Origin of the sequence: Streptomyces sp. WM6378, from assembly GCF_001279695.1 — a bacterium.
Taxonomy (GTDB): Bacteria; Actinomycetota; Actinomycetes; order Streptomycetales; family Streptomycetaceae; genus Streptomyces.
In genome coordinates, this window is sequence record NZ_LGDD01000361.1 from 1 (window position 1) to 26,797 (window position 26,797).

25 protein-coding genes are annotated in these 26,797 nt (G+C 70.6%); 12 read left to right on the forward strand and 13 right to left on the reverse strand.

From position 1 onward, the window contains the following. Nucleotides 1–218 precede the first annotated feature (218 nt). From ADK54_RS42340 to ADK54_RS42355, 4 genes are all read right to left on the reverse strand, one after another. Nucleotides 219–1,220, reverse strand: a complete 1,002-nt coding sequence (locus tag ADK54_RS42340) for a hypothetical protein (RefSeq protein ID WP_053731198.1) — start codon at nucleotides 1,218–1,220, stop codon at nucleotides 219–221. Between the two features lie 86 nt (nucleotides 1,221–1,306). Continuing rightward, nucleotides 1,307–2,290, reverse strand: a complete 984-nt coding sequence (locus tag ADK54_RS42345) for an ABC transporter substrate-binding protein (protein ID WP_053731199.1) — start codon at nucleotides 2,288–2,290, stop codon at nucleotides 1,307–1,309. Nucleotides 2,291–2,374: 84 nt separating this feature from the next. Continuing rightward, on the reverse strand, nucleotides 2,375–3,043 hold the full coding sequence (locus ADK54_RS42350) for an ABC transporter permease (RefSeq protein WP_053731200.1): 669 nt from the start codon (nucleotides 3,041–3,043) through the stop codon (nucleotides 2,375–2,377). A 3-nt stretch (nucleotides 3,044–3,046) separates the two neighbouring features. Continuing rightward, on the reverse strand, nucleotides 3,047–3,727 hold the full coding sequence (locus tag ADK54_RS42355; protein ID WP_053731201.1) for an ABC transporter permease: 681 nt from the start codon (nucleotides 3,725–3,727) through the stop codon (nucleotides 3,047–3,049). Between the two features lie 135 nt (nucleotides 3,728–3,862). On the opposite strand from ADK54_RS42355, the gene ADK54_RS42360 reads away from it, so the two are divergent. Beyond that, complete coding sequence (locus ADK54_RS42360) at nucleotides 3,863–5,008, forward strand: ABC transporter ATP-binding protein (RefSeq protein ID WP_053731202.1); 1,146 nt, start codon at nucleotides 3,863–3,865, stop codon at nucleotides 5,006–5,008. Here the strand turns inward: ADK54_RS42360 and ADK54_RS42365 are convergent. Further along, nucleotides 4,995–6,107: an alpha/beta hydrolase gene (locus tag ADK54_RS42365; protein ID WP_053731203.1), complete on the reverse strand. Its 1,113-nt coding sequence runs from the start codon at nucleotides 6,105–6,107 to the stop codon at nucleotides 4,995–4,997. The genes ADK54_RS42360 and ADK54_RS42365 overlap by 14 nt on opposite strands. A 150-nt stretch (nucleotides 6,108–6,257) precedes the next feature. Here ADK54_RS42365 and ADK54_RS42370 point away from each other — a divergent pair, with 150 nt between their 5' ends. Then, nucleotides 6,258–8,099 carry a phosphatidylglycerol lysyltransferase domain-containing protein gene (locus ADK54_RS42370; RefSeq protein WP_078967075.1) on the forward strand — a complete coding sequence of 614 codons (1,842 nt, stop codon included), beginning with the start codon at nucleotides 6,258–6,260 and terminating at the stop codon, nucleotides 8,097–8,099. A gap of 850 nt (nucleotides 8,100–8,949) precedes the next feature. Here the strand turns inward: ADK54_RS42370 and ADK54_RS42375 are convergent. Further along, a complete protein-coding gene (locus ADK54_RS42375) occupies nucleotides 8,950–10,425 on the reverse strand; it encodes an MFS transporter (protein WP_053731205.1) in 1,476 nt (491 codons plus the stop codon). A gap of 131 nt (nucleotides 10,426–10,556) precedes the next feature. On the opposite strand from ADK54_RS42375, the gene ADK54_RS42380 reads away from it, so the two are divergent. From ADK54_RS42380 to ADK54_RS42405, 6 genes are all read left to right on the forward strand, one after another. Continuing rightward, nucleotides 10,557–11,015 carry a MarR family winged helix-turn-helix transcriptional regulator gene (locus tag ADK54_RS42380; protein ID WP_053731221.1) on the forward strand — a complete coding sequence of 153 codons (459 nt, stop codon included), beginning with the start codon at nucleotides 10,557–10,559 and terminating at the stop codon, nucleotides 11,013–11,015. A gap of 16 nt (nucleotides 11,016–11,031) precedes the next feature. Continuing rightward, nucleotides 11,032–11,892, forward strand: coding sequence for a dihydropteroate synthase (folP, locus tag ADK54_RS42385; protein WP_053731206.1), 861 nt, complete (start codon nucleotides 11,032–11,034; stop codon nucleotides 11,890–11,892). Continuing rightward, nucleotides 11,889–12,350 carry a nuclear transport factor 2 family protein gene (locus ADK54_RS42390; RefSeq protein WP_053731207.1) on the forward strand — a complete coding sequence of 154 codons (462 nt, stop codon included), beginning with the start codon at nucleotides 11,889–11,891 and terminating at the stop codon, nucleotides 12,348–12,350. Before folP ends, ADK54_RS42390 begins: the two co-directional genes overlap by 4 nt. Nucleotides 12,351–12,547: 197 nt before the next feature. Continuing rightward, entirely contained in the window at nucleotides 12,548–12,907 is a 360-nt protein-coding gene (folB, locus tag ADK54_RS42395; RefSeq protein ID WP_053731208.1) for a dihydroneopterin aldolase, read from the forward strand. Beyond that, nucleotides 12,904–13,518, forward strand: coding sequence for a 2-amino-4-hydroxy-6-hydroxymethyldihydropteridine diphosphokinase (gene folK, locus ADK54_RS42400; protein WP_053731209.1), 615 nt, complete (start codon nucleotides 12,904–12,906; stop codon nucleotides 13,516–13,518). Before folB ends, folK begins: the two co-directional genes overlap by 4 nt. Before the next feature lie 49 nt (nucleotides 13,519–13,567). Beyond that, nucleotides 13,568–14,047, forward strand: coding sequence for a DUF3180 domain-containing protein (locus ADK54_RS42405; RefSeq protein ID WP_053731210.1), 480 nt, complete (start codon nucleotides 13,568–13,570; stop codon nucleotides 14,045–14,047). Between the two features lie 172 nt (nucleotides 14,048–14,219). On the opposite strand, the gene folE is transcribed toward ADK54_RS42405, so the two are convergent. The 6 genes from folE to dacB all read right to left on the reverse strand — a co-directional run bounded on the left by folE (nucleotide 14,220) and on the right by dacB (nucleotide 21,665). Next, the gene (folE, locus tag ADK54_RS42410; protein WP_053731211.1) at nucleotides 14,220–14,825 is read right to left on the reverse strand and encodes a GTP cyclohydrolase I FolE; all 606 of its coding nucleotides are present in this window, start codon (nucleotides 14,823–14,825) and stop codon (nucleotides 14,220–14,222) included. A 115-nt stretch (nucleotides 14,826–14,940) separates the two neighbouring features. Then, nucleotides 14,941–16,968, reverse strand: coding sequence for an ATP-dependent zinc metalloprotease FtsH (ftsH, locus tag ADK54_RS42415; protein ID WP_053731212.1), 2,028 nt, complete (start codon nucleotides 16,966–16,968; stop codon nucleotides 14,941–14,943). A 202-nt stretch (nucleotides 16,969–17,170) separates the two neighbouring features. Next, complete coding sequence (gene hpt / locus ADK54_RS42420; protein WP_053731222.1) at nucleotides 17,171–17,710, reverse strand: hypoxanthine phosphoribosyltransferase; 540 nt, start codon at nucleotides 17,708–17,710, stop codon at nucleotides 17,171–17,173. 75 nt (nucleotides 17,711–17,785) lie between these two features. Further along, on the reverse strand, nucleotides 17,786–18,856 hold the full coding sequence (tilS, locus tag ADK54_RS42425; RefSeq protein ID WP_053731213.1) for a tRNA lysidine(34) synthetase TilS: 1,071 nt from the start codon (nucleotides 18,854–18,856) through the stop codon (nucleotides 17,786–17,788). Between the two features lie 219 nt (nucleotides 18,857–19,075). After that, the gene (locus tag ADK54_RS42430; protein ID WP_053731214.1) at nucleotides 19,076–20,215 is read right to left on the reverse strand and encodes a zinc-dependent metalloprotease; all 1,140 of its coding nucleotides are present in this window, start codon (nucleotides 20,213–20,215) and stop codon (nucleotides 19,076–19,078) included. Between the two features lie 49 nt (nucleotides 20,216–20,264). Further along, the gene (gene dacB, locus ADK54_RS42435; RefSeq protein ID WP_053731215.1) at nucleotides 20,265–21,665 is read right to left on the reverse strand and encodes a D-alanyl-D-alanine carboxypeptidase/D-alanyl-D-alanine-endopeptidase; all 1,401 of its coding nucleotides are present in this window, start codon (nucleotides 21,663–21,665) and stop codon (nucleotides 20,265–20,267) included. Nucleotides 21,666–21,797: 132 nt separating this feature from the next. Here dacB and ADK54_RS42440 point away from each other — a divergent pair, with 132 nt between their 5' ends. Both ADK54_RS42440 and ADK54_RS42445 read left to right on the forward strand, forming a co-directional pair. Beyond that, the gene (locus ADK54_RS42440; protein WP_053731216.1) at nucleotides 21,798–22,292 is read left to right on the forward strand and encodes an inorganic diphosphatase; all 495 of its coding nucleotides are present in this window, start codon (nucleotides 21,798–21,800) and stop codon (nucleotides 22,290–22,292) included. Between the two features lie 125 nt (nucleotides 22,293–22,417). Next, nucleotides 22,418–24,073, forward strand: a complete 1,656-nt coding sequence (locus ADK54_RS42445; RefSeq protein WP_053731217.1) for a threonine/serine ThrE exporter family protein — start codon at nucleotides 22,418–22,420, stop codon at nucleotides 24,071–24,073. 15 nt (nucleotides 24,074–24,088) lie between these two features. Here the strand turns inward: ADK54_RS42445 and ADK54_RS42450 are convergent, their stop codons facing one another. Continuing rightward, entirely contained in the window at nucleotides 24,089–24,772 is a 684-nt protein-coding gene (locus ADK54_RS42450; RefSeq protein WP_053731218.1) for a DedA family protein, read from the reverse strand. A gap of 136 nt (nucleotides 24,773–24,908) precedes the next feature. On the opposite strand from ADK54_RS42450, the gene ADK54_RS42455 reads away from it, so the two are divergent. Next, nucleotides 24,909–25,274, forward strand: a complete 366-nt coding sequence (locus tag ADK54_RS42455) for a YbjQ family protein (RefSeq protein WP_053731219.1) — start codon at nucleotides 24,909–24,911, stop codon at nucleotides 25,272–25,274. Nucleotides 25,275–25,326: 52 nt separating this feature from the next. After that, on the forward strand, nucleotides 25,327–26,757 hold the full coding sequence (locus ADK54_RS42460) for a glutamate decarboxylase (protein ID WP_053731220.1): 1,431 nt from the start codon (nucleotides 25,327–25,329) through the stop codon (nucleotides 26,755–26,757). Nucleotides 26,758–26,797 lie beyond the last annotated feature (40 nt).

The window sequence follows — 26,797 nt, forward strand, 5'->3', positions numbered from 1 at the left end:
GTACAGGCATCTTCAGCCTGTCATGGGGGTCCCCCCTGGCCCTTGAGGCCTTGGGGGAGTTTGAGGACGAGCGCCCTTCAGGCGCGAACGGGGTCTGGGGCAGAGCCCCAGGAACGACCGCCGGGCCGCCCCCAGACATCTCACCCCCGGCGGGTTTCGGGAAGGGGTGGGGGTGGGGGCTCCCCGGGGTCTGGGGCGGAGCCCCAGCGCACCCCGGACTACGAGATGGCCGTCCTCAGTTCCGCCACGTCCAACTGCTCCGTCTCGTCATGGGCCGTCAGGTCGATGACCTCGCCCACCGTTTTGTCCGGGCCGCCACCCTGCTGCGCTCGGTCCGCGAGGGCCTCTTCGCCGATCACGTCGGCCAGGTCCTCGTCCTGTACGGCCTCGATCGCGGCGGCCGCCTGCTGCTCGCCGGCCGTGCCGAAGAAGTCGAAGCGGCCCTCGGGGCGGACCGCGCGGCGGGCGAGGTAGGGCACCACGGCGGAGGCCACCGGCGCCGGGGCCGCGGGCAGTTCGGCCTGGCGGGGCTGGGCGGTGAGGGCGGCCGCCGGGCGGGTGTGTTCCCCGCTGCCGAGGGCCGCCGCGGGCTTCCCCTGCGGCTCCTCCGCCTCCCGGGACTCGGCGCGGGAGCTGGCCGCACCGGCCTCGGCCCGTGCCTTCGCCTGGCGTTCGGCGCTGAGCGAGAGGCACTCCAGGGCGCGGGCGGCCGCGAGGTAGGAGGCCGGCGTCGGCGTGCTGCCCGACGGCATCAACGCCTTGGGGCCCGCCTCCAGAGCGAGCTGACGCCGGCCTTCGAGGGCGCTGGCCCGCTCGGTCTCGGCGTTGGCGTAGCGCCGCAGCAGGGCCGCGTGCTCGCCGCGCAGCCCGGCCAGCTCCATGCGCTTGGTGCGCAGCTTGGCGTCGAGGCGGCCGCGCAGCTCGCGCGACTCCTCCAACTCGGTCTCCAGCTCGGCGATCCGCTCTTCGGTGCGCCACTGGTCGGCCGCGCGCGAGCGGGTCAGCTCGGCGACGCGGCGGCCCGCGGCCCGGTCCCAGGCGCGCATGAGCACCGAGCCGGTGACGCAGGCCGCAGCGGCCGCGGCGGCCAACGCCCGCAGCGCCGTGGGTTGGTCGAAGAGCCAGGCGCCACCGGCGCATATGACCGAGACGCCGGCGACGGCCGACGGCTGGAGGAGCCGGTGCAGCGGAGGGGAATGACGGTGGCGTCCACGTGGCATGGCCTGAAATTTACCGTGCGTAGACACCATATGGACCCCCGCCCGTCAATCTGTTCCCCTGTAGTTACTCGAATCGCCAAATTCGGCTACTTCTTGATCAGCCCCTTCGACTGGAGATAGGCCTTCGCGACATCGGCCGGCTTGGCCCGCTCGGCGTCCACCTTGCGGTTGAGATCGACCAGATCGGCGGTCGTCAGAGCCTTGGTCAGCTTGCCGAGCGCATCAGCTATCTCCTGGCCGCCCGCGTCCTTGGCATTGACGACCGGCAGCACGTTGTCCGCGTTCTGCAGCTTCTTGTCGTCCTGGAGCAGCACGAGTCCGTAGGTGTCCAGGGTCGCGTCGGTCGTGGTGGTCAGGACGAGCTGGTCCACCCCGTCCTTGACGGCCTGCTTGGCCTGCGGGGTGCCGACGCCCTTGGGGTCGATGCCGGTGACGTCGATGCCGTACTTCGAGGTCAGACCCGGCGCGCAGAATGGCCGGATCTTGCACTCGTCACCGGCGGCGATCTTCACCTTGGCCTTGGAAGTGCCCAGGTCCGAAAGGGTCTTGAGGTTGTTCTTGGCGGCGAATTCCTTGGTCACCGCGAACGCGTTCTGATCCACGGCCTCACCCGCGGGCAGAACCTTCAGTCCGCGCGGCCCGGCGAGCTTGGTCAGGGCGGTCACGGTGGCCGCGACGTCGCTGGAGGCGACGGGCTTCGCGTTGGCGCCGTTCGCCTTGGCATTGAGGAATTCGGTGAGCGTGGCCGCGTATTCCGGTACGACGTCGATCTCGCCCTTCTCCAGGGCGGGTTCGTACAGTTCGCGGTTCTTCACGGTGGTGACCGAGGTCGAGTACCCGGCGTCGGCCAGGACCTGCGAGTACAGCTCGGCCAGGACCGCGGACTCGGTGAAGCCGGCCGCGCCGATCACCAGCGAGCCCTTCTTCCCGCCGCCCGTACTGCTGGACCCGCCGGAACCGCTCGAACTGCTCTTGCTCTTCTCCAGACTGTCGCCGCCGCACGCGGCGAGCGTGCCGGCCAGGGCCAGGGTGCCGAGTGCCAGACCGGTCGTGCGCAGGATCTTGCTCATGGAAAGGTTCACCATTCAGGAGACGTCACGGGATCAACGGGACCACGGGTACTACGAGATCGCAGGAGTCGCTGGAGCACGGGGTCACGCACGCTTGCGCAGCGGGCTGAACAGGCGGTCGACCGCCACCAGGACGCCCTCCACCAGCAGGGCGAGCGCCGCCACGAGCATCGCCCCCGCCACCACCTGCGGGGTGTTGTACACCGCGAACCCCTCGGTGACTATCCGGCCGAGCCCGCCGAGTCCGGCCATCGCGGCGATCGTCGCGGTGGCGATGATCTGGACCGCCGCCGAGCGGAGGCCCGTCATGATCAGCGGGTAGGCGAGCGGCAGTTCCACCTGGAGGAAGAGCTGACGCCCCGACATCCCCATGCCGCGGGCCGCCTCCACCGCCGCCCGGTCCACCTCGCGCATGCCGACGTAGGCGTTCGTGAGCAGCGGCGGCACCGCGAAAAGGACCAGGGCGATCACGGTGGGCAGATAGCCCGCGTTGCGCAGCGGGGTGACCATGAACAGGGCGAGCACCGCGAAGACGGGTATCGCCCGGCCGATGTTGGAGATGTTGACGGCGAGCGCGCCGCCCTTGCCGATGTGCCCGAGCCACAGCGCGAGCGGCAGGGCGACCAGGCAGGACACGACGAGGGCGAGCGCGCTGACGTACACGTGCTCACCGAGCCGGTGCCAGGCGCCGTCCTCCCCCGACCAGTTGGCGCCCGTGGTCAGCCACGTCCAGGCCTGTGTGAAGACTCCCATCGCTCAGACCGCCTTCGCCGTACGGATCCGGGTCCACGGGGTGAGCAGCCACTGGAGCCCGAGGAGCAGCAGGTCGGCGGCGATCGCGAGCGCCACGCACAGCACGGAGGCGGTGAGGATCTGCGCCTTGAAGAAGGTGGGCAGGCCCTGCTCGATGAGGTTGCCGAGGCCGCCGTGGTCGACGAGCGAGCCGATCGTGGTCAGCGCGACGGTGGCCACCGTGGCGATCCTGAGCCCGGCCATCAGCGCGGGCAGCGCGAGCGGCAGCTCGACCTCGAAGAGCAGCCGTATCCGCCCGTACCCCATGCCGCGGGCCGCCTCCAGGGCGTCGGAGGGCACCGATTCGAGCCCGGCCAGGATGTTCCGTACGAGAATCGTCAGCGAGTACAGCACCAGGCCCGTGATCACCAGGCCGGCCGAGAGGCCGAACACCGGGAGCAGCAGGGCGAACATCGCCAGCGACGGGACGGTGTAGAGCACGGTCGTGAAGCCGAGGACGGTGGCCGCGACGCCCTTGCGCCCGCGGGCGAGCAGCGCGAGGGGGAAGGCGATGAGCAGGCCTATGAGGACCGACACCGCGGTGATCCATACGTGCTGGACCGTCGCGTCGGTCAGCTCCTGGCTCCGGGAGCTGACGTACTCCCAGCAAATCCAGTCGTTCGCCGCCAGGCAGTTCTGCGCCACTCTCCCACCTCCCCCTGGTGTTCGATTCGTTCCTGAAGACCCTATCCCCGAGCACTGACAATCGCCTCGGGCCTTTGCATTACAGCAACATGGGCTTCACACAAGCGCGCCCACCAGCCTTCACAATGGGGACCCATGATCCGGTTCGAGCACGTCACCAAGCGGTACGCCGACGGCACCATCGCCGTGGACGACCTGTCCTTCGAGGTGGCCGAGGGTGAACTGGTCACCCTGGTCGGCCCGTCCGGGTGCGGCAAGACCACGACGATGAAAATGGTCAACCGGCTCATCGAGCCGACCAGCGGGCGGATATTCCTGGACGGTGAGGACATATCGACCGTCGATCCCGTTCAACTGCGGCGCCGTATCGGCTATGTCATCCAGCAGGTCGGGCTCTTCCCGCACAAGACGGTCCTGGAGAACACCGCGACCGTCCCGCACCTGCTCGGCGTGAAGAAGGCCGCGGCCCGCGAGCGCGCGGCCGAACTGCTCGACCTGGTGGGGCTCGACCCGACGACGTACGGCTCGCGCTATCCGGAGCAGCTCTCCGGCGGCCAGCGTCAACGGGTGGGCGTGGCAAGGGCGTTGGCGGCCGATCCGCCCGTGCTGCTGATGGACGAGCCGTTCGGCGCGGTCGACCCGGTGGTGCGCGAGCGGCTGCAGAACGAGTTCCTCAGGCTCCAGTCGCAGGTGCGCAAGACGGTCCTGTTCGTCACCCACGACATCGAGGAGGCGGTCCGCCTCGGCGACCGCATCGCCGTCTACGGGCAGGGCGCCATCGAGCAGTTCGACGCCCCCGCCGCGGTCCTTGGCGCCCCCGCGACCGAGTACGTGGCGGACTTCGTCGGCGCCGACCGGGGGCTCAAGCGGCTCTCGGTGACCCCCATCGAGGAGGGTGACCTGGAGCAGCCGCCCGTGGTCCACCTCGACGACCCGCTGCCCGCCGACGTCGCGCGCTGGGCGGTCGTCCTGGACGGCGAGGACAACCTGCACGGCTGGATCTCCGCGGAGCAGGCCCGAGTGGGCAAGGGCACGGTCCGCGAGCACGCCCGCCGCATGGAGGCCTGGCTTCCGGTGGGCGCCTCGCTCAAGCAGGCCTTCGCGACGATGCTCCAGCACGACGCGGGCTGGATCGCCGTGATCGACCGCGAGGAGCGGGGCCGTTTCCTCGGCGTCCTCACCCCGGCCCGGCTCCACGAGGCGCTGCGCCGCTCCATCGACGCGGACGCCCAGGCGGTGCCCCGGACCGAGGTGAAGGTCGAGTCGGTCAGCTCGCGCTGAGCCGGCCGCTGATCCACTCCAGGGTCGGCGGGATCTCGCGGCGCCAGGTGTTGAAGTTGTGGCCGCCGCTGTCGAGGGTGATCGAGGAGACGCGTCCGGGCGCCTTGACCTTCTTGATGAAGGCCTGGGTCGGCCTGAAGTTCTCCTCGCCCGACAGCGAGCTCGTGACCAGGAAGGACGACTTGCCGGGCTTGAGGTGGTCCAGGCTCCACAGCAGGTTGGCGCGGTTCTCCTCCTGCTTGTTGCCGTGGAAGAGGTCACCGGTCGTCGGGTCGTCGGCCGCCTTGTAGTACGCCGAGAGACCGGCGCTCGCCGCGAACTGCTCGGGGTGGTGCATGCCGATCTTCAGGGCGCAGTAGCCGCCGGTCGAGTTGCCGATGAAGCCCCAGTTCTGGGGCTTGGTGCCGACCCGGTAGTTCGCGGAGATCGCGCCCGGCACGTCCTTGGCGAAGAACGTCTCGGTCTGCGGGCCGCCCGGTATGTCCACGCACTCGGTGTCCCGCTGGCCCGCCACCGTCGGCCGCATCATGATCAGGATCATCGGCTGCATCTTCTTCTGCTTGGCCTGCGCCCAGGCCGTCTTCGGGTACCTGAGGCCCTTGAGCAGGTTCTCGGCGGTGCCCGGGTAGCCGGTCAGCACGATCGAGGCCGGGAAGGTCTTGTTCTCGTACGCCTTCTGGAAGTACTCGGGGGGCAGATAGACGTAGGCCGGGCTCGTTATCTTCGACTTCTCTCCGGCCAGCACGATCTTCTGGATCTCGCCGCCCAGCTGCGGCTTGCCCGCGCCCGGGGTGTCCGGCTTCTGCTTGCCGACGACCTGGATGTTCTTGCCGCCCGCCGAGTGGTCGACGACCTTGCCCATGTCCTGCTCCTGCCCGAACAGGTCCGCCCAGGACCCGTAGAACAGGAACGAGTTGTTCGCGGCCAGACCGACCGAGGCGAAGATCGCCAGCTGGGTCGCGAGCAGCAGCCCGATCCGGCCCGTCACGGCCTTCCAGCTGCGACGCGCCAGGCGCGGCCACAACCAGATGGTGACGGCGAACAGCACCACCGCCAAGAACACGGCGAGTGCCAGAACCTTGTTGCTCGTGAGACCCATGAGTCGTTGAAACTTTCTGGCTGAGATTTTCCTGAGACCGAGGGAACCCGCCCCCCTGAAGTCCCGTCCTAGAGGGCGCAAATTGTCCGGCTGGACGGTGCGGACGCCGTCCCCCGGCCAACTGAATCTCTCGCGGAGTCACGGGAAGCGATGTCTGTCAGGATAGATGGGGACAAAAACGGATCGGTTCCGACTCGTGTACGAAAGGTCCTCCGCGGGCCGCGCCCCGAGTCGGTTCCCAAGCTGGTCGGTACGGCCTGCACGATCGTGGGCCTCCTGGACGTCGCGGCCGGAGTCTTCGATCGCGTCCGGCACAGTCGGTTCCACACGGTCAGCGAGGTGCTGCCGGGCACCTTCGGCCCCTTCGCGGCGGCCGTGGCGCTCTGCGCCGGCATCCTCCTGCTGCTCCTCGCGCACGGCCTGAAGCGCCGCAAGCGGCGAGCCTGGCGGGCCGCCGTGGTGCTGCTGCCCATCGGGGCGGTGGCCCAGTTCTGGTACCGGCACTCCATTGTGGGCGTGCTGATCTCATTGGTACTTCTCACGCTGCTCATCCGCCACCGGAGCGAGTTCACCGCGCTGCCCGACCCGCGCAGCCGCTGGAAGGCGGTGGCGAACTTCTTCCTGATGGGAGCGGGGTCGCTGGGCCTGGGCCTGGTCATCGTGAGCGTCCACCCCAACCGCACCGTCGGCAACCCGAGCATCGTGGACCGCATCCAGCACGTGATGTTCGGCCTCTTCGGCTTCGAGGGCCCGGTCGAGTACCAGGGCAAGACCAGCTGGACGGTCGGCTACTCTCTCGGCGCGCTCGGCCTGCTCACCGCGGTCACCACGATCTACCTGGCGTTCCGCCCCGAGCACCCGGCGGCCCGCCTCACCCAGGACGACGAGCACAAGCTCCGCGAGCTGCTCGCCAAGCACGGCGCCCGCGACTCGCTCGGCCACTTCGCGCTGCGCCGCGACAAGGCCGTCGTCTTCTCGCCCAGCGGCAAGGCGGCCGTCACCTACCGCGTGGTCTCCGGTGTGATGCTCGCCTCGGGCGACCCCATCGGCGACGTCGAGGCCTGGCCCGGCGCCATCGAGCGCTTCATGGACGAGGCCAAGGCGCACTCCTGGACCCCGGCGGTCGTCGGCTGCTCGGAGACCGGCGGCGAGGTCTGGACCCGCGAGACCGGGCTCGACGCCCTGGAGCTGGGTGACGAGGCGGTGGTGGACGTCGCGGATTTCTCCCTCGCCGGACGCGCGATGCGGAACGTACGCCAGATGGTCAAGCGCATCGAGCGCAATGGCTACGAAACCCGCGTACGGCGCGTCCGTGACCTCTCCGACGGGGAGCTGGAGCGCATCCGCCGGGCCGCCGAGGACTGGCGCGGCACGGACACCGAGCGCGGCTTCTCGATGGCGCTCGGCCGCATCGGTGACCCGAACGACGGCGACTGTGTGATCGCGACGGCCCACAAGGCCGACGACGAGGGCGCGGCACCCTCCCCCTACGGCGACCTGAAGGCCATCCTGCACTTCGTCCCCTGGGGCAAGGACGGAATGTCCCTGGAGATGATGCGCCGCGACCGCTCGGCCGACCCCGGCATGAACGAGCTCCTGATCGTGGCCTCGCTGCAGGCCTGCGAGAAGATCGGCGTACGTCAGGTCTCCCTGAACTTCGCGATGTTCCGCTCGGCGCTGGCGCGCGGCGAGAAGATCGGCGCGGGCCCGGTCCTGCGCATGTGGCGCGGCCTCCTGGTCTTCCTGTCCCGCTGGTTCCAGATCGAGTCGCTGTACAAGTTCAACGCGAAGTTCCAGCCGCGCTGGGAGCCCCGCTTCATGGTCTACCGGGCCCACGCGGACCTCCCCCGCATCGGCTTCGCCGTGATGCAGGCGGAGGGCTTCGTGAACCTGGGCCTCCCGGGCCCGCTCGCCCGCCTCACCCGGGCGGCGCGGCGGGACCGGGCGTGCGCGCACGTGGCCCCCGCGGAGCGAGAGGTAAGCGCGGCGTAGCACCACCCCCGCCGCCCGAACCCCGGCCCTGGGTCCCCCTGCGGGGGGGGCTCGGGCCGGGGTTCTGCGTTTCCCCCACCCCGCCCCTTCCCTAGACCCTCCGGGGGTGGGTGGGGTCGGCTGCGGACCGTGGGTGGCTGGTCGCGCAGTTCCCCGCGCCCCCAACCCCGCCTTCGACCGCAGACCGTGCGTGGCTGCTCGCGCCCACGCGGCGGAGCCGCAGAATGTCACAGCCCCGCGCCCCTAGCCGGATCCACCTCGGCCGGTACCGGCGTCTTCAGCCCGTCATGGGGTCCCCCTGGCCCTCAAGGCCTTGGGTGAGATTGAGGCCGAGCGCCCTTCAGGCGGCGAACCGGGGCCGGAGAGGAGCCCCCGGAAGGGGTGCAGGGGACGAAGATCCCTGCGTGGGGGTCCGGGGGGCGGAGCCCCGCAGGGGGTGCAGCGGACGAAGTCCCCGCAGGCGCGGTCCGAAGGGCGCAGCCCAGCAAGGGGTGCAGGGGACGAAGTCCCCGCCAGGGTCCGAGGGGCGGAGCCCCTCAGGGGGCTGGGGCGGAGCCCCTCAGGGGGCTGGGGCGCAGCCCCAGGGCTCGGGCCGACCAACGCTGAGCAACGGGTGGGCGGTGGGCAAACGTCCTGGGGTCTGGGGCGGAGCCCCAGGAAGGCCGAGGACAGCCAACCCCGGTGGGCAAGCGCCCCGGGGTCTGGGGCAGGGCCCCAGGGGCCGAACCCGCCCTCCCACCCCTTGCACGGGTGGGTGGGCAAACGCCCCAGGAGCCGAACCGACCCACCCCCTGCGGGCAAACCCCCCGGGGCAGAGCCCAAGGGGGTTCGGGGGCCCGCCCCCGAAGGGTCAGGCGCGTTCCAGCTCCGGCTCCGGCGCATCCGCCGAAGACGCCTCAACCCGCCGCGCACGCGACTTGTCGGAGGACAGCCCGACCAGAGCCACGCCCACGACCAGCACGAACGCGATCCCGGCGAGCGCGAAGCTCAGCGTGAACTGCGATTCGGCCGGCAGCGGCGGCACCCCGGCCGGCAGGCCGGAGATCACCTTCGAGGCAAGGAGAGAGGTGATCACCGCGCTGGCGATCGCGGAGCCCACCGAGCGCGAGATCGAGTTGATCCCGTTCGCGATGCCCGTCTGGTGGTGCGGGACGCTCGCCACGATGAGCGCCGGCATCGCCGCGTACCCGAAGCTGATCGCGGCACCGATCAGCATGCCCGCGAGGATCACGGACGCCGTCGAGTCGTGCGCCCCGGTCAGCCAGGCGAAGCCCAGGACACCGAAGGCGGCGCCCGCCGCGAGCGTGAAGCGCGCCCCGATCCGCCCCACGAGCTGCCCGCCCAGCGGCGCGGCGATCAGCGAGACCAGCGTGGTCGGCAGCAGGTACTCGACGGAGGCGCGCAGCACGGACGCCGAGAAGCCGTACCCGGTCAGCCTGTCCGGCATCTGCACCAGGTAGGAGACGCCGATGAACTGCGAGAACATCGCGAAGCCGAGGAGCAGCCCGGCCAGGTTGGTGAAGAGCACCGGCCGGTGCGCGAACATCCGCATGTCCACCATGGGCTCGGCGACCTTGCGCTCGACCAGGACCCAGACCCCGGCCATCACGACCGCGCCGACGAAGAGCCCGATCGTACGGCCGGAGGACCAGCCCCACTCGTGGCCCTGCGAGATGGGCAGCAGGAGCAGCACCAGGAAGGCCGCCAGGGTGGCCGCGCCGAACCAGTCGGTGCGCCCGCCCGTCTTCGTACGGGAGGCCGGCACGACCGCGATGACCGCGATCAGGGCGAGGACCGCGAGGATCACGGCGAGCCAGAACACCCGGTGGTAGTCGGGGTGCGAGCCCTGCGTGAGCAGGCCGGCGCCGACGAGCGCGAGGCCGCTACCGAACGCGAGGGTGCCGCTGACCAGCGCCATCGCGCCGTGCAGCTTCTGCGGCGGGATCTCCTCACGCAGTACGGAAAGGGCCAGCGGGAAGATCGCGGTGGCCGCGCCCTGGAGCACCCGGCCGACGATCAGCAGCACCAGCGAGCTGGTGGTGGCGGCGAGCACGGAACCCGCGACCATGACGACGAGCACACCGATCAGCGTCGGCTTCTTGCCGTGCATGTCGCCGAAGCGGCCGAGCAGCGGCGTGAAGACGGCCGCCGAGAGCAGGGTCGCGGTGGTGACCCAGCTGACGCCCGAGGTGGTGGTGCCGAGGTCGTTCTGGATGATCCCGAGGATCGGCACGACCAGGGTCTGCATCATCGAGACGACCATGGCGGCGAGGCCGAGCACCAGGACGAGCCCTGTACCGCCGCTGGGGCGTTGGTTAGTGGTCACTTTTTCTTCCGTACGGCAGGAGGAGGTACTTGAGTCGATCGAAGCTTGATTACCTCAAGCAACTTAATGAAGGTAAACATCAAAGGTTTAGGTAGTCAAGTTTCGCTCGAACCGCGAGTACAGTGGACGGCATGCCTGGAACCAGCCGCCCGACCGCCGTCAGCAACGCCACGCTCATGGACGCCATCTGGGACTCCCTGGCCGGCTTCTACGGCGACTTCACGTCGGCCGCCGCCGACGAGGGCCTCACCTCCAGCCAGGCCAAGACCCTGACCGTGCTGCGCCGGGGCCCCGCCTCCATGCGCTCGCTCGCCACCACGCTGCACTGCGACGCCTCCAACGTGACCGGGATCATCGACCGCCTGGAAGCCCGCGCCCTGGTGCGCCGCGAGCCGAGCGCCACCGACCGCCGCGTCAAGAACGTCGTCCTGACCGACGACGGCATCCGCACCGTGGAGACCGTCCGCACCGGCATGCTCGCCACCCACGGCGCCCTCGACGCCCTGCCCGACGCCGACCGGGTCGCCCTGCACGATCTCCTCCAGCGCCTTTTCGCCACCCCCGAGCGTGGTCCGGGAACGCCGGGCTGACGCCTACGCTTGACGTATGAGTACGTGGAACGGGCGGGGTTCCGTCGAAGGCCTGCCCGAATGGGACCGCTGCGCGGTCATGGGCGTGGTCAATGTGACGCCCGACTCCTTCTCCGACGGCGGCCGGTGGTTCGACACCTCCACCGCCGTCAAGCACGGCCTCGACCTGGTGGCCGAGGGCGCCGACCTCGTCGATGTCGGCGGCGAGTCGACCCGCCCCGGCGCCTCCCGCGTGGACGAGACCGAAGAGCTGCGCCGCGTCATACCCGTCGTACGGGGCCTGGCCGCCGAGGGCGTCACCGTCTCCGTCGACACCATGCGCGCCCGCGTCGCCGAGCAGGCGATCGTCGCCGGCGCGGTCCTGGTCAACGACGTCAGCGGCGGCCTCGCGGACCCCGCGATGATCCCCGCCGTCGCCGCCACCGGCGCCCCCTTCGTCGTCATGCACTGGCGCGGCTTCAGCCAGGACATGAACAGCCGCGCGGTGTACGAGGACGTGGTCGGCGAGGTCGTCGCCGAGCTCCACCACCGCATGGAGGCCGTCATCGCGGGCGGCATCGCCCCCGAGCGCCTCGTGATCGACCCCGGCCTCGGCTTCGCCAAGCAGGCCGGGCACGACCTCGCCCTGGTCGCCCACCTCGCCGAACTGCGCGCGCTCGGCCGTCCCGTCCTGGTCGCCGCCTCCCGCAAGCGGTTCCTGGGCCACGTCCTGGCCGGCGACGAGGGCGCCCCGCCGCCCGCCCGGGAGCGCGACGCGGCCACCGCCGCCGTCTCCGCCATCGCCGCCCACGAGGGCGCCTGGGCGGTCCGCGTCCACGAGGTGCGGGCCACCGCCGACGCCGTCCGCGTGGCGCGTGCCGTCGAGGGAGCCCGGTGAGCCCGCGCACCGAGCGCGAGGCCGTCGAGCGCGTCAACACCGCGTTCTACGAGACGCTGGAGCGGGGCGACTTCGACGAGCTGTCCGACCTCTGGCTGGACGCCACCGAGGCCGGCGACACCGGGATCTCCTGCGTCCACCCGGGCTGGCCGGTGCTCTCCGGGCGCGGCGAAGTGCTCCGCTCGTACGCGCTGATCATGGCGAACACCGAGTACATCCAGTTCTTCCTGACCGATGTGAAGGTCGTCATCCTCGGCGACACCGCCCTGGTCACCTGCACCGAGAACATCCTCAGCGGCGGCCCCGCCGAGGAGAGCGGCGAGCTGGGTCCGCTCGTCGGCCAGCTCGTGGTCGCCACCAATGTGTTCCGCCGCACATCCGGAGGCTGGCGGCTCTGGTCCCACCACGGCTCGCCGGTGCTCGCCGAATCGGGCGACGGAGAGCCGGAAGAGGACTGACTCCGGGCACGATCGGGGGCCTTGGAGGATTGAATCCGGAGCCATCGGGTAGGGGCGGCTACCAGGCCTGTCCGGTTCTGTCCATAGCCCCCGTGGGCGAGCACTGTCAGTGCCCGCAGGTAGATTCGATCGTGGGCACCGTGCCGCCCGCACGCGGCCGCATGTCCGTCTGACCAACGACAGCAGGAGTGATTCGCGTGGATCGTGTCGCGCTGCGCGGCCTCAAGGCCCGTGGGCACCATGGCGTCTTCCCCCGGGAACGCGAAGAGGGCCAGACCTTCATCGTCGACCTGGTGCTCGGCCTCGACACCCGCCTGGCGGCGGCGGACGACGACCTGGCGAAGACCGTGCACTACGGCGTGGTGGCGGAAGAAGTCGTGGACGTCGTCCAGGGCGAGCCCGTCGACCTGATCGAGACGCTCGCCGAGCGGATCGCCCAGCAGTGCCTCAAGCACGAAGGCGTCCAGGAGGTGGAGGTGGTCGTGCACAAGCCCGACGCGCCGATCACCGTCCCGTTCGACGACGTGACCATCACGATCACCCGGAGCCGAGTATGAGCGTGTATTCGCAAGGGGCCGCGCAGAGCGACCCGACCGTACAGCCTGTGCCCGCCTCCGTGGTCGAGCAGGTGGACGCGGCCGATGTGACGCTCTCCAACCCGCGCCGCGCCGTCATCGCGCTCGGCTCGAACCTGGGCAACCGCCTGGAGACGCTCCAGGGCGCCATCGACGCCCTGGAGGACACCCCGGGCCTGCGCGTCAAAGCCGTCTCGCCGGTGTACGAGACCGAGCCCTGGGGCGTCGAGGCGGGCTCCCAGCCCTCGTACTTCAACGCGGTCGTCGTCGTGAAGACCACCCTGCCGCCGGCCTCCCTCCTGGAGCGCGGGCACGCCATCGAGGAGGCCTTCGACCGGGTCCGCGACGAGCGCTGGGGCCCGCGCACCATCGACGTGGACATCGTTGCCTACGCCGACGTGATCTCGGACGACCCGGTCCTGACCCTCCCCCACCCGCGCGCCCACCAGCGGGCCTTCGTGCTCGCCCCCTGGCACGACGTGGAGCCCGAGGCACAGCTGCCCGGACACGGCTCGGTCGCCGACCTGCTGAGCGACGTCGGCCGCGCCGGAGTGCTGCCCCGCGCCGATCTGGAACTCCGGCTGCCCGAGTAGTCGTTACGCTTCTGAGGTCGATCTCCCAAGACCCGAAGGGCACTACTCCGTGAAGCAACTGCGCCTGGGCGTGCTGGCCGGTCTGTTCGTCGTCGCCGGGGTGCTCTCCTGGGCGGGCGCCCGGCTGTGGGACTCGGTCTCCACGCTGCCGAGCGTGCCGATCGCGGCGCCCATCGTGCTCGGGGTGATCGCGGTCATCCTGCTCGCCACCGCCCTGTCCATCCGCGCCCGGCTGCGCGCCCAGCGCGAGCGCCGGCCGGGGGCCAAGGGCGTCGAGCCCCTGATGGCCGCCCGCGCGGTGGTCTTCGGCCAGGCCAGCGCGCTGGTCGCGGCCCTGGTGTGCGGGATGTACGGCGGCACCGGCGTCTATCTGCTCAGCTATCTCGATGTGCCGGCCCGCCGCGACCAGGCGATCTACGCCGGCTTCTCGGTCCTGGCCGGCATCGGGGTCGTAGCGGCCGCCCTGTTCCTGGAACGCATCTGCAAGCTCCCCGACGACGAGGACGACAACAAGGCCCCGGCCACCTGACCCTCCGCCATACCGGCTGTGCGGAACGGCCCCGGCCACCTGCCGAGCAGGCGGCCGGGGCCGTTCCGTGCACGCCCCAACAGCCCGTTCCCGTACGGGAGTTGAGCTCACGGGGTCGACGAATGAGCCGACGAGTGGTCAGCAGGCCATGATCAGGCTCAACTGGTCAGCGTCAGCGGGCCATGATCAGGCTCATCGCCTCGCTGCGCGTCGCCGGGTCGCGGAGCTGGCCGCGCACCGCCGAGGTCGTCGTCTTCGCGCCCGGCTTGCGGATGCCGCGTACCGACATGCACATGTGCTCCGCCTCGATCACCACGATCGCCCCGCGCGCTTCGAGGATGCGCATCAGGGAGTCCGCGACCTGGGTGGTGAGGCGCTCCTGGACCTGGGGGCGGCGGGCGAACACGTCCACCAGGCGGGCCAGCTTCGACAGGCCCGTGATCTTGCCCGACTCCGCCGGGATGTAGCCGACGTGCGCCACGCCGTGGAACGGCAGCAGGTGGTGCTCGCAGAGCGAGACGATCTCGATGTCCTTCACCAGGACCATCTCGTCGTGCCCCAGGTCGAACGTCGTCGTCAGCACGTCCTCGGGCTCCTGCCGCAGACCCGCCAGGATCTCCCGGTAGGCCCGCGCCACGCGCGCCGGCGTCTCCTGGAGGCCCTCGCGGTCCGGGTTCTCGCCGACCGCTATGAGGAGCTCGCGCACGGCGTTCTCGGCCCGCTTCTCGTCGAACTCGCCGATCTGCGCCTCGCCGTCCAGCGTCACCGGGTCGGTCATCTGTGCCTCGTTCCTCGACTGTCATTCATGCGCGTGGCCGGAAAACACCCGCGCCCCCACAGGCTAAAACCTGGGGGGCGCGGCATGCATTCCGGGGCCGGTGCGGCCCGGGTGCTCAGCTCTCGGGACGGTCCTCGGGGGCCGGGAGGGCCTCCGTGGGCTTGTCCATCGGCACGGAGCCGTTGTTGGTGGCGGCGGCACCGTTGGTGAGTGCCAGCTCCTTGGGCGAGAGCACCGGCGGCCTCGTCGACGGCGTACGCCGCGAGGAGCCGGTCCAGGCCGGACGGGCCGGGCGCTTGACGATGCCCGAGAAGACCTCGGCGATCTGCTCCTTGCCCAGCGTCTCCTTCTCCAGGAGCTGCAGGACCAGGTTGTCGAGGATGTCGCGGTTCTCGACCAGGATCTCCCAGGCCTCGTTGTGCGCCGTCTCGATGAGCTTCTTGACCTCTTCGTCGACGAGCGCCGCGACCTCTTCCGAGTAGTCGCGCTGGTGCGCCATCTCACGGCCGAGGAACGGCTCGGTGTTGTCGCCACCGAACTTGATCGCGCCAAGACGCTCGGTCATGCCGTACTGCGTGACCATCGCGCGGGCGGTGGCCGTGGCCTTCTCGATGTCGTTGGCCGCGCCCGTCGTCGGGTCGTGGAAGACGAGCTCCTCGGCCGCGCGCCCGCCCAGCATGTACGCCAGCTGGTCGAGCATCTCGTTGCGCGTGGTCGAGTACTTGTCCTCGTCCGGCAGGACCATGGTGTAACCCAGGGCCCGGCCGCGCGACAGGATCGTGATCTTGTGGACCGGGTCCGAGTTGGGGGAAGCCGCAGCGACCAGGGCGTGACCGCCCTCGTGGTACGCGGTGATCTTCTTTTCCTTCTCGGACATGATCCGCGTCCGCTTCTGCGGACCCGCCACGACGCGGTCGATCGCCTCGTCCAGCGCGTTGTTGTCGACCAGCTTCCGGTCGCTGCGCGCCGTCAGGAGCGCCGCTTCGTTCAGCACGTTCGCAAGGTCGGCGCCAGTGAAGCCCGGGGTGCGCCTGGCGACGGCCGACAGGTCGACGTCCGGCGCGACCGGCTTGCCCTTCTGGTGGACCTTGAGGATCTCCAGCCGGCCCTGCATGTCCGGGCGGTCGACCGCGATCTGGCGGTCGAAACGGCCGGGGCGCAGCAGCGCCGGGTCGAGGATGTCGGGCCGGTTCGTGGCGGCGATCAGGATGACGCCGCCCTTCACGTCGAAGCCGTCCATCTCGACGAGCAGCTGGTTGAGGGTCTGCTCGCGCTCGTCGTGACCGCCGCCGAGGCCTGCGCCACGGTGCCGGCCCACGGCGTCGATCTCGTCGACGAAGACGATCGCCGGGGCGTTCGCCTTGGCCTGCTCGAAGAGGTCACGGACACGCGAGGCGCCGACACCGACGAACATCTCGACGAAGTCGGAACCGGAGATCGAGTAGAACGGGACACCGGCCTCACCCGCGACGGCGCGGGCGAGCAGCGTCTTGCCCGTACCGGGCGGGCCGTACAGCAGCACGCCCTTCGGGATCTTGGCGCCGACGGCCTGGAACTTCGCCGGCTCCTGGAGGAACTCCTTGATCTCGTGGAGTTCCTCGACGGCCTCGTCGGCCCCCGCCACGTCGGCGAAGGTCGTCTTCGGGGTGTCCTTGGTGATGAGCTTGGCCTTGGACTTCCCGAAGTTCATGACTCGGGAGCCGCCGCCCTGCATCTGGTTCATCAGGAACAGGAAGACCACGACGATGAGGACGAAGGGGAGCAGGGACAGCAGGATCCCGAGGAACGGGTTCTGCTTGTCGGGCGAGACGGTGTACCCCTTCGGGATGTCACCGCCCTTCACTCCGGTCTGCAGCTGGGTGGCCATGTCGGTCGCCTGGGCGTCACCGATGTAGTTGGCCTGAACCTTGCTGCTGCCCTTGACCTTCTGGCCGTCCTTCAGGTCGATCTTGATGACCTGGCTGTCGCCAGTGGTGATCTTGGCCTGTTCGACCTGCTTGTTGTTGATCGCCTGAACGACATCGGATGTGTCGACCGTCTTGTAGCCGCCCGACGAGCCGACGACCTGCATCAACACGACCACGGCGAGGACGGCCAGCACGATCCACATGACCGGCCCACGGAAGTATCGCTTCACGTCCATCCATACGGAGCGAGAACGCCCCGTCCCTCCTGCCCGTAGGTAAATGCTGCTGTGAGTGTGACTAAGACTGTGTGTAAAGACTGTTCTTCGGACGGTACCCCAGCATTGTCACCCGTGGTCGCACGGTACGGGTGACAAAGGGCCCTTCCCCTGCTCCAACGGCGGGAAGAGGGCTGTGGTTCCCCGAACGGGCCGGGTTGCGTCAGCCGCCGTACACGTGCGGCGCGAGCGTCCCGACAAAGGGGAGATTGCGGTACTTCTCGGCATAGTCGAGGCCGTAACCCACGACGAATTCATTGGGAATGTCGAAGCCGATCCACTTCACGTCGATCGCGACCTTTGCGGCATCCGGCTTACGGAGCAGCGTGCAGACCTCAAGGGAGGCGGGCTCGCGCGATCCGAGGTTGGAGAGAAGCCACGACAGGGTCAGGCCCGAGTCGATGATGTCCTCGACGATCAGGACGTGCTTGCCCTTGATGTCGGTGTCGAGGTCCTTGAGGATCCGCACGACGCCGGAGGACTGGGTGCCCGCACCGTACGAGGAGACGGCCATCCAGTCCATGGTGACGGGGGTGGACAGCGCGCGGGCCAGATCCGCCATGACCATGACGGCGCCCTTGAGGACACCGACGATGAGCAGGTCCTTGCCCGCGTACTCCGCGTCGATCTTCCCGGCCAGCTCCGCCAGCTTCGCGTCGATCTCTTCCTTGGTGATGAGCACCGACTGGAGGTCGGTGCCCATGTCCTTCTCGTTCACCCGGGCCGCTTTCTTGGGGGGTTCTGTTGTCCGTGCGCGAGCCGAGTTACGTGCGTGAGCTCAGCCCTGCCGAATGACCAGTCTGCCACCCTGCCGACGGGCCACGACGCGGCCGGGGAGATTGATGGCCCGCTGGCCGCGCCAGCTGGTGATCAGCTTGTCGACCTCCTCCACATGGCGGGCGAAGAGCGAACCGGCGGGCGCGCCCGCCCCGATGGCCTCGCGGCGCACGATGCGGCGGCGCACGGCGGGCGGCAGCGCGTACAGCTTCGCGCAGTCCAGGAGCCCGGCGTCGTCCCGTACGGTCGCGTCCGCCTGGAGGGCCCAGGCGTCCAGGGCGTCGGCGTCGTCACGGGAGAGCTGGGCGGTGCGGGCGAGCGCCTCGACGACGCCCTTGCCGAGCGCCTTCTCCAGGGCGGGCAGGCCCTCCTGGCGCAGCCGGGAGCGGGTGTAGGCGGGGTCGGCGTTGTGCGGGTCGTCCCAGACGGGCAGCGCCTGCACCATGCAGGCCTTGCGGGCGGTCTGGCGGTCGAGCTCCAGGAAGGGGCGCCGGTAGCGGCCCGCCGCCCCCGAGACGGCGGCCATGCCGGACAGGGAGCGGGTGCCGGAGCCGCGGGCGAGGCCGAGCAGCACGGTCTCGGCCTGGTCGTCGCGGGTGTGGCCGAGCAGGATCGCGGCGGCGCCGTGGCGCTCGGCGGCGGCGTCCAGGGCGGCGTAGCGGGCGTCCCGGGCGGCGGCCTCGGGTCCTCCCTCGCGGCCCACGTGGACGGCGATGGCCTCGGCGGGCTCCAGGCCGAGGCCGGTCATGCGGGAGACGACCTCGGCGGCCCGCAGGTCGGAGCCGTGTTGCAGACCGTGATCGACGGTGATGCCGCCGGCGCGCAGCGAGAGCTTGCGGGATTCGAAGGCGAGGGCGGAGGCGAGCGCCATGGAGTCGGCGCCGCCGGAGCAGGCCACGAGCACGAGGGGCTCGGGCGGCGCGGTGCGCAGGCCGGTTCCGCGACCGGCGGTGGCTCCCGCGGTCACGGCGGCAGCGGCGCTCTCATGGTCGCGGGAGTGTTCGTTCAGTACGTCGTGGAGTACGCGGCGAACCGCCAGGCGTATCGCTGCGACCGCAGGATGGGGACCCATGTCCGGTGCCCTTCGGTGTTGGGGGGTGCCTCTGGCGCGGAGAGGAAGCGGGGGGAATCAGAGGGAGCAGAGGGAGCAGGAGGGACGTTCAGTCACACAGAGTGCGTAGATGGTGACAGAACAGAGCCGTTACCCGAGCATTGCACGCCTACCCATGCCCCACGGTCCCTCGGATGGGTGATTCCCGCGTTGACACCCGCCCACCGGCGGCTTTTCGCGTCAGGAGTCCGCCTTGCGGTGCACCCGCGCCACCCAGTCCGCCGGATTGGCGATCTCGGTCTTGGTGGGGAGCGTGTTCGGCGACGTCCACACCCGATTGAAGCCGTCCATGCCGACCTGGTCCACCACGGCCCGCACGAAGCGCTCGCCGTCGCGGTACTGGCGCAGCTTGGCGTCGAGGCCGAGCAACTTGCGCAGCGCCATGTCGAGCCGGGAGGCCCCCTTGGCCCGGCGCTCCTTGAACTTCTCACGGATCTCGGCCACCGAGGGCACTACCTGCGGCCCGACCCCGTCCATCACGTAGTCCGCGTGGCCTTCGAGCAGCGACATGACGGCGGTGAGCCGGCCGAGGATCTCGCGCTGGGCCGGGGTCTGCACCAGCTCCACGAGCGAGCGCCCCTCCTCGCCCTCCTCGCCTTCGGGACGGCCCCCGGCCAGGGACTGGGCGGCCTCGCGCAGCCGCTCCAGAACCGTCATCGGGTCGACCTCGGTCTCGCCGAGGAATGACTGGATCTCGCCCTCCAGGTGGTCCCGCAGCCAGGGCACGGCCGTGAACTGGGTGCGGTGGGTCTCCTCGTGGAGGCACACCCAGAGCCTGAAGTCGTGCGGGGCCACGTCGAGTTCGCGCTCGACGTGCACGATGTTGGGCGCCACCAGGAGCAGCCGCCCCCCGCCGCCCGGCGCCGCCGGAAGCTCCCGGCTCGCGGGCGCGAAGGTCTCGTACTGGCCGAGCACCCGCGAGGACAGGAAGCTGAGGAGCATGCCCAGTTCGACGCCGGTGACCTTGCCGCCGACCGCGCCGAGCACGGCCCCGCCGGGCATGTTCCCGCGGCGTTCCTGCATCTTGTCGAGGAGGGGCCGCAGGACCTCGCGGAAGCCCGCGACGTTCGCCCGCACCCAGCCGGCCCGGTCGACGACCAGGACCGGGGTGTCCTCGGGTTCGGCGCCCTCCGGGATCATCCGGGTGAACGCCCGTACGTGTTCTTCGGCGGCCTTGGCGTGCCGGCGGAGCTCGGCGACGATCTCACGTGCCTCGTCGCGGCTCACGTCGGGACCCGGCCGCACCAGTCGGGTCGCGGTCGCGACCGCGAGGTTCCAGTCGACCATCCCAGAGGTACCTGCACCGCCGATGCCAGTCATGCGTCAACCGTACGTTGTCGGCCCCGCGAGGGAACCCGGTCGGCGCCGCTCAGTGCGCCGTGAGCCGGGTGGCAAGACGGTCGAGCGCCTTCTGTACGGGGGCGGGGTCGGCGCCCGGCGTCCCCGCGGACAGGAACGCGAACGCGAGGAGGTGGCCGCTCGCGTCCACGACCGTCCCGGCCAGGGTGTTGACCCCCGCGCCGCCCAGCGTGCCGGTCTTCGCGCGGACCAGGCCGGTCGCCGCGGATGCGGTGCCGTACCGGGCGCTGAGGGTGCCGGTGAAGCCGGCGACGGGCAGGCCGGTGAGGATCGGGCGCAGTTCGGTCCTGGCCGGGTCGGCGGCCTTGGCGAGCAGCCGGGTGAGCAGGCCCGCGGTGACCTTGTCGACGCGGTTCAGGCCGCTTCCGTCCGCGAACACGGCCCCGTTCAAAGGGAGTTGGAGCTTGGCGAGCTGGGCGGGCACCGCCTCGGCGCCGCCCTCGAAGCTCGCGGGCCTGCCGGTCGCGATCGCGGTCGCGCGGTTCAGGGCCTCGGCGATGTCGTTGTCGCTGTTGGTCAGCATCCGCTCGACGATCTCGGGCAGCGGCGCCGACAGCGTGCTCGCCACCGGGTTCGCACCGGCAGGCGCGGCCCCCTGCACCGGCGCGTCCGCCTGCACCCCGCGGGCGCGCAGCAACTCGGCGAAGGCCCGCGCGGTGTCGCCCGCCGGATCGGAGGTGCGCGCCGCGGGCCCGCTGTCGGAATCGTCCGTACGCCCCTCGTTGGTCATCAGGGCGACGACCGGCGCCAGGTTCTCGTTCGCCCCGATCGGATGCACCGCGGGACCGCTGAACAACGAGATGTCGTACGCCAGCTGTACGTGGTTGAGCGATCGCGACCGCAACGCACGGGCCGTGTCGTCGGCGAGGGCGGCCAGGCGCGTCCTGTCCAGGGTGGGGTCGCCGCCGCCGACGAGGGTCAGCGCGGTGCCGCCGGCCGGGGCCACCACCCTGGTGGCGAAGCGGTGGTCGGGCGGGAGCGCGCTGAGCACAGCGGTCGCGGTGGCGATCTTCACGGTGGAGGCCGGTGTCATGGCCGCGTCCGCCCGGACGGCGTACAGCACCCGCCCGGTGGCCGTGTCCAGGACCGAGGCCGCCGGCTGCGGGCCGAGCGCCGGGTCGGCGAGCAGCTGGTCCAGGGCCGCGGGAAGGGCGGCCGGTACGGGGGCCGCGGCCGGGGCGCCGAGGGCCGCGAGCACGCTGGGCGCGCTCGGCGCCGGAGCCGGAGCGTCCGGATCCGCTGGGGGTCCGTGATGTGCGCCACCCCTGGCTTCCCACGATGCGGCCCGGTCACGCTCGGCCGTACGCTGGCCTGAGTCCCACGGTCCGGCGAGGGCCACGGCCCCGGCCGAAAGTGCCAGGCCGACCGCCGCCGCACCCGCTGTGAGCTGCCATGTCTTGGGTCCCGGCACCGAGGACCAGCCCCTTTCGCGATCACACACCTGCGTGAGGGACACTTAATCACCAGAACTGCGTCCGGCCGGGAACACGGCGGCGACGCAGCCCCGTCCGATGCATGTGCTGATCATGGAGGAGAGCCACCCGTGGAGTTCGACGTCACCATCGAGATCCCGAAGGGGTCGCGGAACAAGTACGAGGTCGACCACGAGACCGGCCGGATCCGTCTGGACCGTCGACTCTTCACCTCGACCAGCTACCCGGCCGACTACGGCTTCGTCGAGGACACCCTCGGCGAGGACGGCGACCCGCTGGACGCGCTGGTCCTGCTGGACGAGCCGACGTTCCCCGGCTGCGTCATCAAGTGCCGCGCGATCGGCATGTTCCGGATGACCGACGAGGCCGGCGGCGACGACAAGCTGCTGTGCGTCCCGGCGTCCGACCCGCGCGTGGAGCACCTGCGCGACATCCACCACGTCTCCGAGTTCGACCGCCTGGAGATCCAGCACTTCTTCGAGGTCTACAAGGACCTGGAGCCCGGCAAGTCCGTCGAGGGCGCCAACTGGGTCGGCCGCGTCGAGGCCGAGGCCGAGGTCGAGGCCTCCTACAAGCGCCTTGAGGCGCAGGGCGGCGCGCACTGACGCGCGATCTTCCGTGAACAGCGGGCGGTGCACCTTCACGGTGCGCCGCCCGCTGTCGTATCGGCTCATGACCGACCACATACTGGGCACACGCACCCAAGCGGCCGGAGGGAGGCACGGGACCAGTGGTGGCCGAGCAGCACGACACGATCGAGGACCGCAAACCGCAGTCCGACGAGGCACGCAGCGCCTTCGCACCCCCCGAGGGCGTGGAGCAGCCGCAGGTGCCCGAGGAGGACTCGCCCACCTCCGAGTTCGCGCTGCCCGCCGGCCTCGCCACCCCGGTCGTCGAGGCGCCCGCCGACCAGCCGGCCTCCGCGTTCGCGACGCCGAGCAGCTACAGCGCCCGTGACACCCCGAACGCCCTGATCACCACGGCGGGCCTGCCGCTGGTGCGGCTGTCCAAGGACGCGCCCTGGCAGGACCGGATGCGCACCATGCTGCGGATGCCGGTGGGCGACCGGCCGGTGGCCGAGCCGGTCCAGAAGCACGACGACACCGGCCCCGCCGTGCCCCGCGTGCTCGACCTGACGCTGCGTATCGGCGAACTGCTGCTCTCGGGCGGCGAGGGCGCCGAGGACGTCGAGGCCGCGATGTTCGCGATCTGCCGCAGCTACGGCCTGGACCGCTGCGAGCCGACGGTCACCTTCACCATGCTGGCCATCACGCACCAGCCGTCCCTCGTGGACGACCCGGTGACCGCCAACCGCACGGTACGCCGCCGCGGCACCGACTACACCCGGCTGGCGGCCGTGCACCGGCTCGTCACGGACATGACCAGCGAGGACCACGAGGTCTCCCTTGAGGAGGCCTACCGGCGCCTCGCGGAGATACGCCGAAACCGCCACCCCTACCCCGGCTGGGTCCTGACCACCGCCTGCGGACTGCTAGCCGGAGCGGCCTCCGTGCTGCTCGGCGGCGGTGTCGCGGTGTTCCTTGCGGCGGCGGTCGGCGCGGTCCTCGGCGACCGGCTCGCCTGGCTGTGCGCGTCCCGCGGGCTGCCGGAGTTCTACCAGTTCGTGGTGGCCGCGATGCCGCCCGCCGCGATGGGCGTCGCGCTCAGCCTGCAGTCCTCCTGGGACCTCAGTCCGTCCGCGGTGATCACCGGTGGCCTGTTCGCGCTGATCCCCGGGCGGGCCCTGGTGGCGGCCGTCCAGGACGGCCTGACCGGCTTCTACGTCACCGCGTCCGCGCGGCTGCTCGAAGTCGGGTACTTCTTCGTCGCGATCGTCGCCGGCGTCCTGACCGTCCTTTACGGCGGGCTCCAGATCCACGCCGAGCTCAACCCGGAGGGCACGTTCAAGCCCATCGACCGCCCGGTCGTCCAGATCCTGGCGTCGTTCGTGCTCTGTCTGACGTTCGCGGTCCTCCTCCAGCAGGACCGTTCCACCGTGCTGATCGTGGCCTCGAACGGCGCGGTCGCCTGGGTGATCTACGCCGCGATCGCGGTCACCGCGAAGGGCTCGCCGATCATGGCGACGGCGGTCGCGGCCGGCCTGGTCGGCCTCTTCGGCCAGCTGCTCTCGCGGTACTGGAACACCTCGGCGCTGCTGTACGTCACCGCCGCGATCGGCCCGCTGCTGCCCGGTAGCGCCATGTACTTCGGGGTCCTCTCGATCGCCCAGAAGCACACGGACCAGGGCATCGCCTCGCTCGCCAAGGCGGCGGCGCTGGCCCTGGCCATCGCGATCGGCGTGAACCTCGGCAACGAGATCGCCCGCCTCTTCCTGCGGGCACCGGGCGCGGGCCGCGCGGCGGCGAAGCGGACCCGCGGGTTCTAGGCGCCCGGAGCGGGGTCAGCGCTTGGCGTGGCGACCGCCGCGCGGCGGTGCCTGCCCGTCTGCCGCCTGCGGGTTCTTCTTCGCCTTGGAGCGGGCCCGCAGGAACTCGATGGCGATCGGGACGACCGAGACCAGCACGATCGCGACGAGGATCAGCTCGATGTGCTTGTGGACGAAGTCGACGTTGCCCAGGGCCGCGCCGAGCAGCGTGACGCCCGCGCCCCACAGGGTGCCGCCGATGACGTTGAAGGTGACGAACGGGCGGTAGTTCATGCCGCTGACGCCCGCGATGATCGGCGTGAAGGTCCGCACGATCGGCACGAAGCGGGCCAGGACCAGCGACTTCGGGCCGTACTTCTCGAAGAATTCGTGCGCCTTCTCGACGTTCTCCTGCTTGAAGAGCTTCGAGTCGGGCCGGCTGAAGAGGGACGGCCCCACCTTCTTGCCGAACAGATAGCCCACCTGGTCACCGAGGACCGCGGCGAGCACGACGAGGACACACACCAGCCACAGCGGGGTGTCCAGCTTGCCGGTGGTGACCAGGAGACCGGTGGTGAACAGGAGCGAGTCGCCCGGCAGGAAGAAGCCGATGAGCAGCCCGGACTCGGCGAACACGATGATCAGCAGGCCGGCCAGGCCGAAGGTCCCCAGCAGGTAGTCGGGGTCCAGCCAGCTCGGCCCGAGGGCAAGGGAAGTCACGGGTACCGGGCTCCTGGGTGTGGGTGTCGGGCGGGCTGTCTGCCGTCGGCAGCCAAAGTTATCAACGTAACGCGCGAAGTCGTGGTTCCAGGGGCAGGCTGAGTAGGGCCGACAAGGGCTACCGAAGGGGAACCACATGGGCATCGAGGACTACGGCGGCGGACAGGGCCCGCAGTCGGACGTACTGGTGGTGACCACCAACGACGTACCCGGATACACCGTGCAACAGGTCATCGGGGAGGTCTTCGGCCTCACCGTACGCTCCCGGCACCTGGGCAGCCAGATCGGCGCCGGCCTCAAGTCCATGATCGGCGGCGAGCTGAAGGGCCTGACCAAGACGCTGGTCGAGACGCGGAACCAGGCGATGGAACGGCTGGTGGAGCAGGCGAAGGCGCGCGGCGCGAACGCGGTCCTGATGATGCGCTTCGACGTGACGGAGGCGGCGGACGTGGGTACGGAAGTCTGCGCGTACGGGACCGCGGTGGTCCTGACCCGGAACTGAGCGCACGTCACTCCGCACCAACTCCCCTTCCCAGAAAGGTGGTTGACCCTCCATGGCACTGCATCGCGGCGGCAGCGAGAAGGAGCACGCCGACGAGAAGGAGTACGGGCGGCTCGCGCTGAACCCCTTCTACGGGGAGGCCGACCCGGTCGGCTCGATGACCTCCGCGCCGCCGCGGCACCGGCTGCCCGACCGGCCACTGGCCCCGGCGACCGCGTACCAGCTGGTCCATGACGAGCTGATGCTCGACGGGAACGCCCGGCTCAACCTGGCGACGTTCGTCACCACCTGGATGGAGCCGCAGGCCGGGGTGCTCATGGCCGAGTGCCGGGACAAGAACATGATCGACAAGGACGAGTACCCGCGCACCGCCGAGCTGGAACGGCGGTGCGTGGCCATGCTCGCCGACCTGTGGCACGCGCCGGACCCGAACACGGCGGTGGGCTGCTCGACGACCGGGTCGAGCGAGGCGTGCATGCTGGCCGGGATGGCCTTGAAGCGGCGCTGGATGCAGCGCAACGCGGACCGCTACCCCTCCCGCGAGGCACGCCCGAACCTGGTCATGGGTGTGAACGTGCAGGTGTGCTGGGAGAAGTTCTGCAACTTCTGGGAGGTCGAGGCGCGTCAGGTGCCCATGGAGGGCTCCCGCTTCCACCTCGACCCCGAGGCCGCCGCCGCGCTCTGCGACGAGAACACGATCGGCGTCGTCGGGGTGCTCGGCTCGACCTTCGACGGGTCGTACGAGCCGATCGGCGCGCTGTGCGCGGCGCTCGACGATTTGCAGGAGCGTACGGGTCTGGACATCCCGGTGCACGTCGACGGGGCGTCCGGGGCGATGGTCGCGCCCTTCGTCGACGAGGACCTGGTGTGGGACTTCCGGCTGCCCCGGGTGTCCTCGATCAACACCTCCGGGCACAAGTACGGGCTCGTGTACCCGGGGGTGGGCTGGGCGCTGTGGCGCACGGCGGCCGAGCTCCCCGAGGAGCTGGTCTTCCGAGTGAATTACCTCGGCGGCGACATGCCGACCTTCGCCCTGAACTTCTCGCGGCCGGGGGCGCAGGTGGTGGCGCAGTACTACACGTTCCTGCGGCTCGGGCGCGAAGGCTACCGGGCGGTGCAGCAGACCACCCGCGACGTCGCGCGGGCGCTCGCGGAGCGGATCGAGGCGCTCGGAGACTTCCAACTCCTCACCCGGGGCACCGAGTTGCCCGTGTTCGCCTTCACGACGCTGCCGGAGGTGCACCGGTACGACGTGTTCGACGTCTCCCGGCGTCTTCGCGAGCGGGGCTGGCTGGTCCCGGCCTACACCTTCCCGGCGAACCGGCAGGACCTGTCGGTGCTGCGGGTGGTCTGCCGCAACGGCTTCTCCTCGGACCTGGGGGCGCTGCTCCTGGAGGACCTGGGCCGCCTCCTGCCGGAACTGCGCCAACAGCCCGGCCCGCTGGGCCGGGACGAATCGGTGGCGACGGCGTTCCACCACTAGCCCGCTGGGGGCCGCGCGGCGCAGCCGCAGAATGTTGTGG

Excerpts from the sequence above, each read along its gene's own strand:
- hpt (WP_053731222.1), bottom strand. The coding sequence starts at position 17,710 with ATGGGCACCGACCTCCAGTCGGTGCTCATCACCAAGGAAGAGATCGAC.
- ADK54_RS42365 (WP_053731203.1), bottom strand. The coding sequence starts at position 6,107 with ATGGGTCTCACGAGCAACAAGGTTCTGGCACTCGCCGTGTTCTTGGCG.
- folE (WP_053731211.1), bottom strand. The coding sequence starts at position 14,825 with ATGACCGACCCGGTGACGCTGGACGGCGAGGCGCAGATCGGCGAGTTC.
- ADK54_RS42455 (WP_053731219.1), top strand. The coding sequence starts at position 24,909 with ATGGGCATCGAGGACTACGGCGGCGGACAGGGCCCGCAGTCGGACGTA.
- ADK54_RS42360 (WP_053731202.1), top strand. The coding sequence starts at position 3,863 with ATGATCCGGTTCGAGCACGTCACCAAGCGGTACGCCGACGGCACCATC.
- ADK54_RS42460 (WP_053731220.1), top strand. The coding sequence starts at position 25,327 with ATGGCACTGCATCGCGGCGGCAGCGAGAAGGAGCACGCCGACGAGAAG.
- folK (WP_053731209.1), top strand. The coding sequence starts at position 12,904 with ATGAGCGTGTATTCGCAAGGGGCCGCGCAGAGCGACCCGACCGTACAG.
- ADK54_RS42370 (WP_078967075.1), top strand. The coding sequence starts at position 6,258 with ATGTCTGTCAGGATAGATGGGGACAAAAACGGATCGGTTCCGACTCGT.
- ADK54_RS42350 (WP_053731200.1), bottom strand. The coding sequence starts at position 3,043 with ATGGGAGTCTTCACACAGGCCTGGACGTGGCTGACCACGGGCGCCAAC.
- ADK54_RS42345 (WP_053731199.1), bottom strand. The coding sequence starts at position 2,290 with ATGAGCAAGATCCTGCGCACGACCGGTCTGGCACTCGGCACCCTGGCC.
- ADK54_RS42430 (WP_053731214.1), bottom strand. The coding sequence starts at position 20,215 with ATGACTGGCATCGGCGGTGCAGGTACCTCTGGGATGGTCGACTGGAAC.
- ADK54_RS42340 (WP_053731198.1), bottom strand. The coding sequence starts at position 1,220 with ATGCCACGTGGACGCCACCGTCATTCCCCTCCGCTGCACCGGCTCCTC.
- ADK54_RS42380 (WP_053731221.1), top strand. The coding sequence starts at position 10,557 with ATGCCTGGAACCAGCCGCCCGACCGCCGTCAGCAACGCCACGCTCATG.
- ftsH (WP_053731212.1), bottom strand. The coding sequence starts at position 16,968 with ATGGACGTGAAGCGATACTTCCGTGGGCCGGTCATGTGGATCGTGCTG.
- folP (WP_053731206.1), top strand. The coding sequence starts at position 11,032 with ATGAGTACGTGGAACGGGCGGGGTTCCGTCGAAGGCCTGCCCGAATGG.
- tilS (WP_053731213.1), bottom strand. The coding sequence starts at position 18,856 with ATGGGTCCCCATCCTGCGGTCGCAGCGATACGCCTGGCGGTTCGCCGC.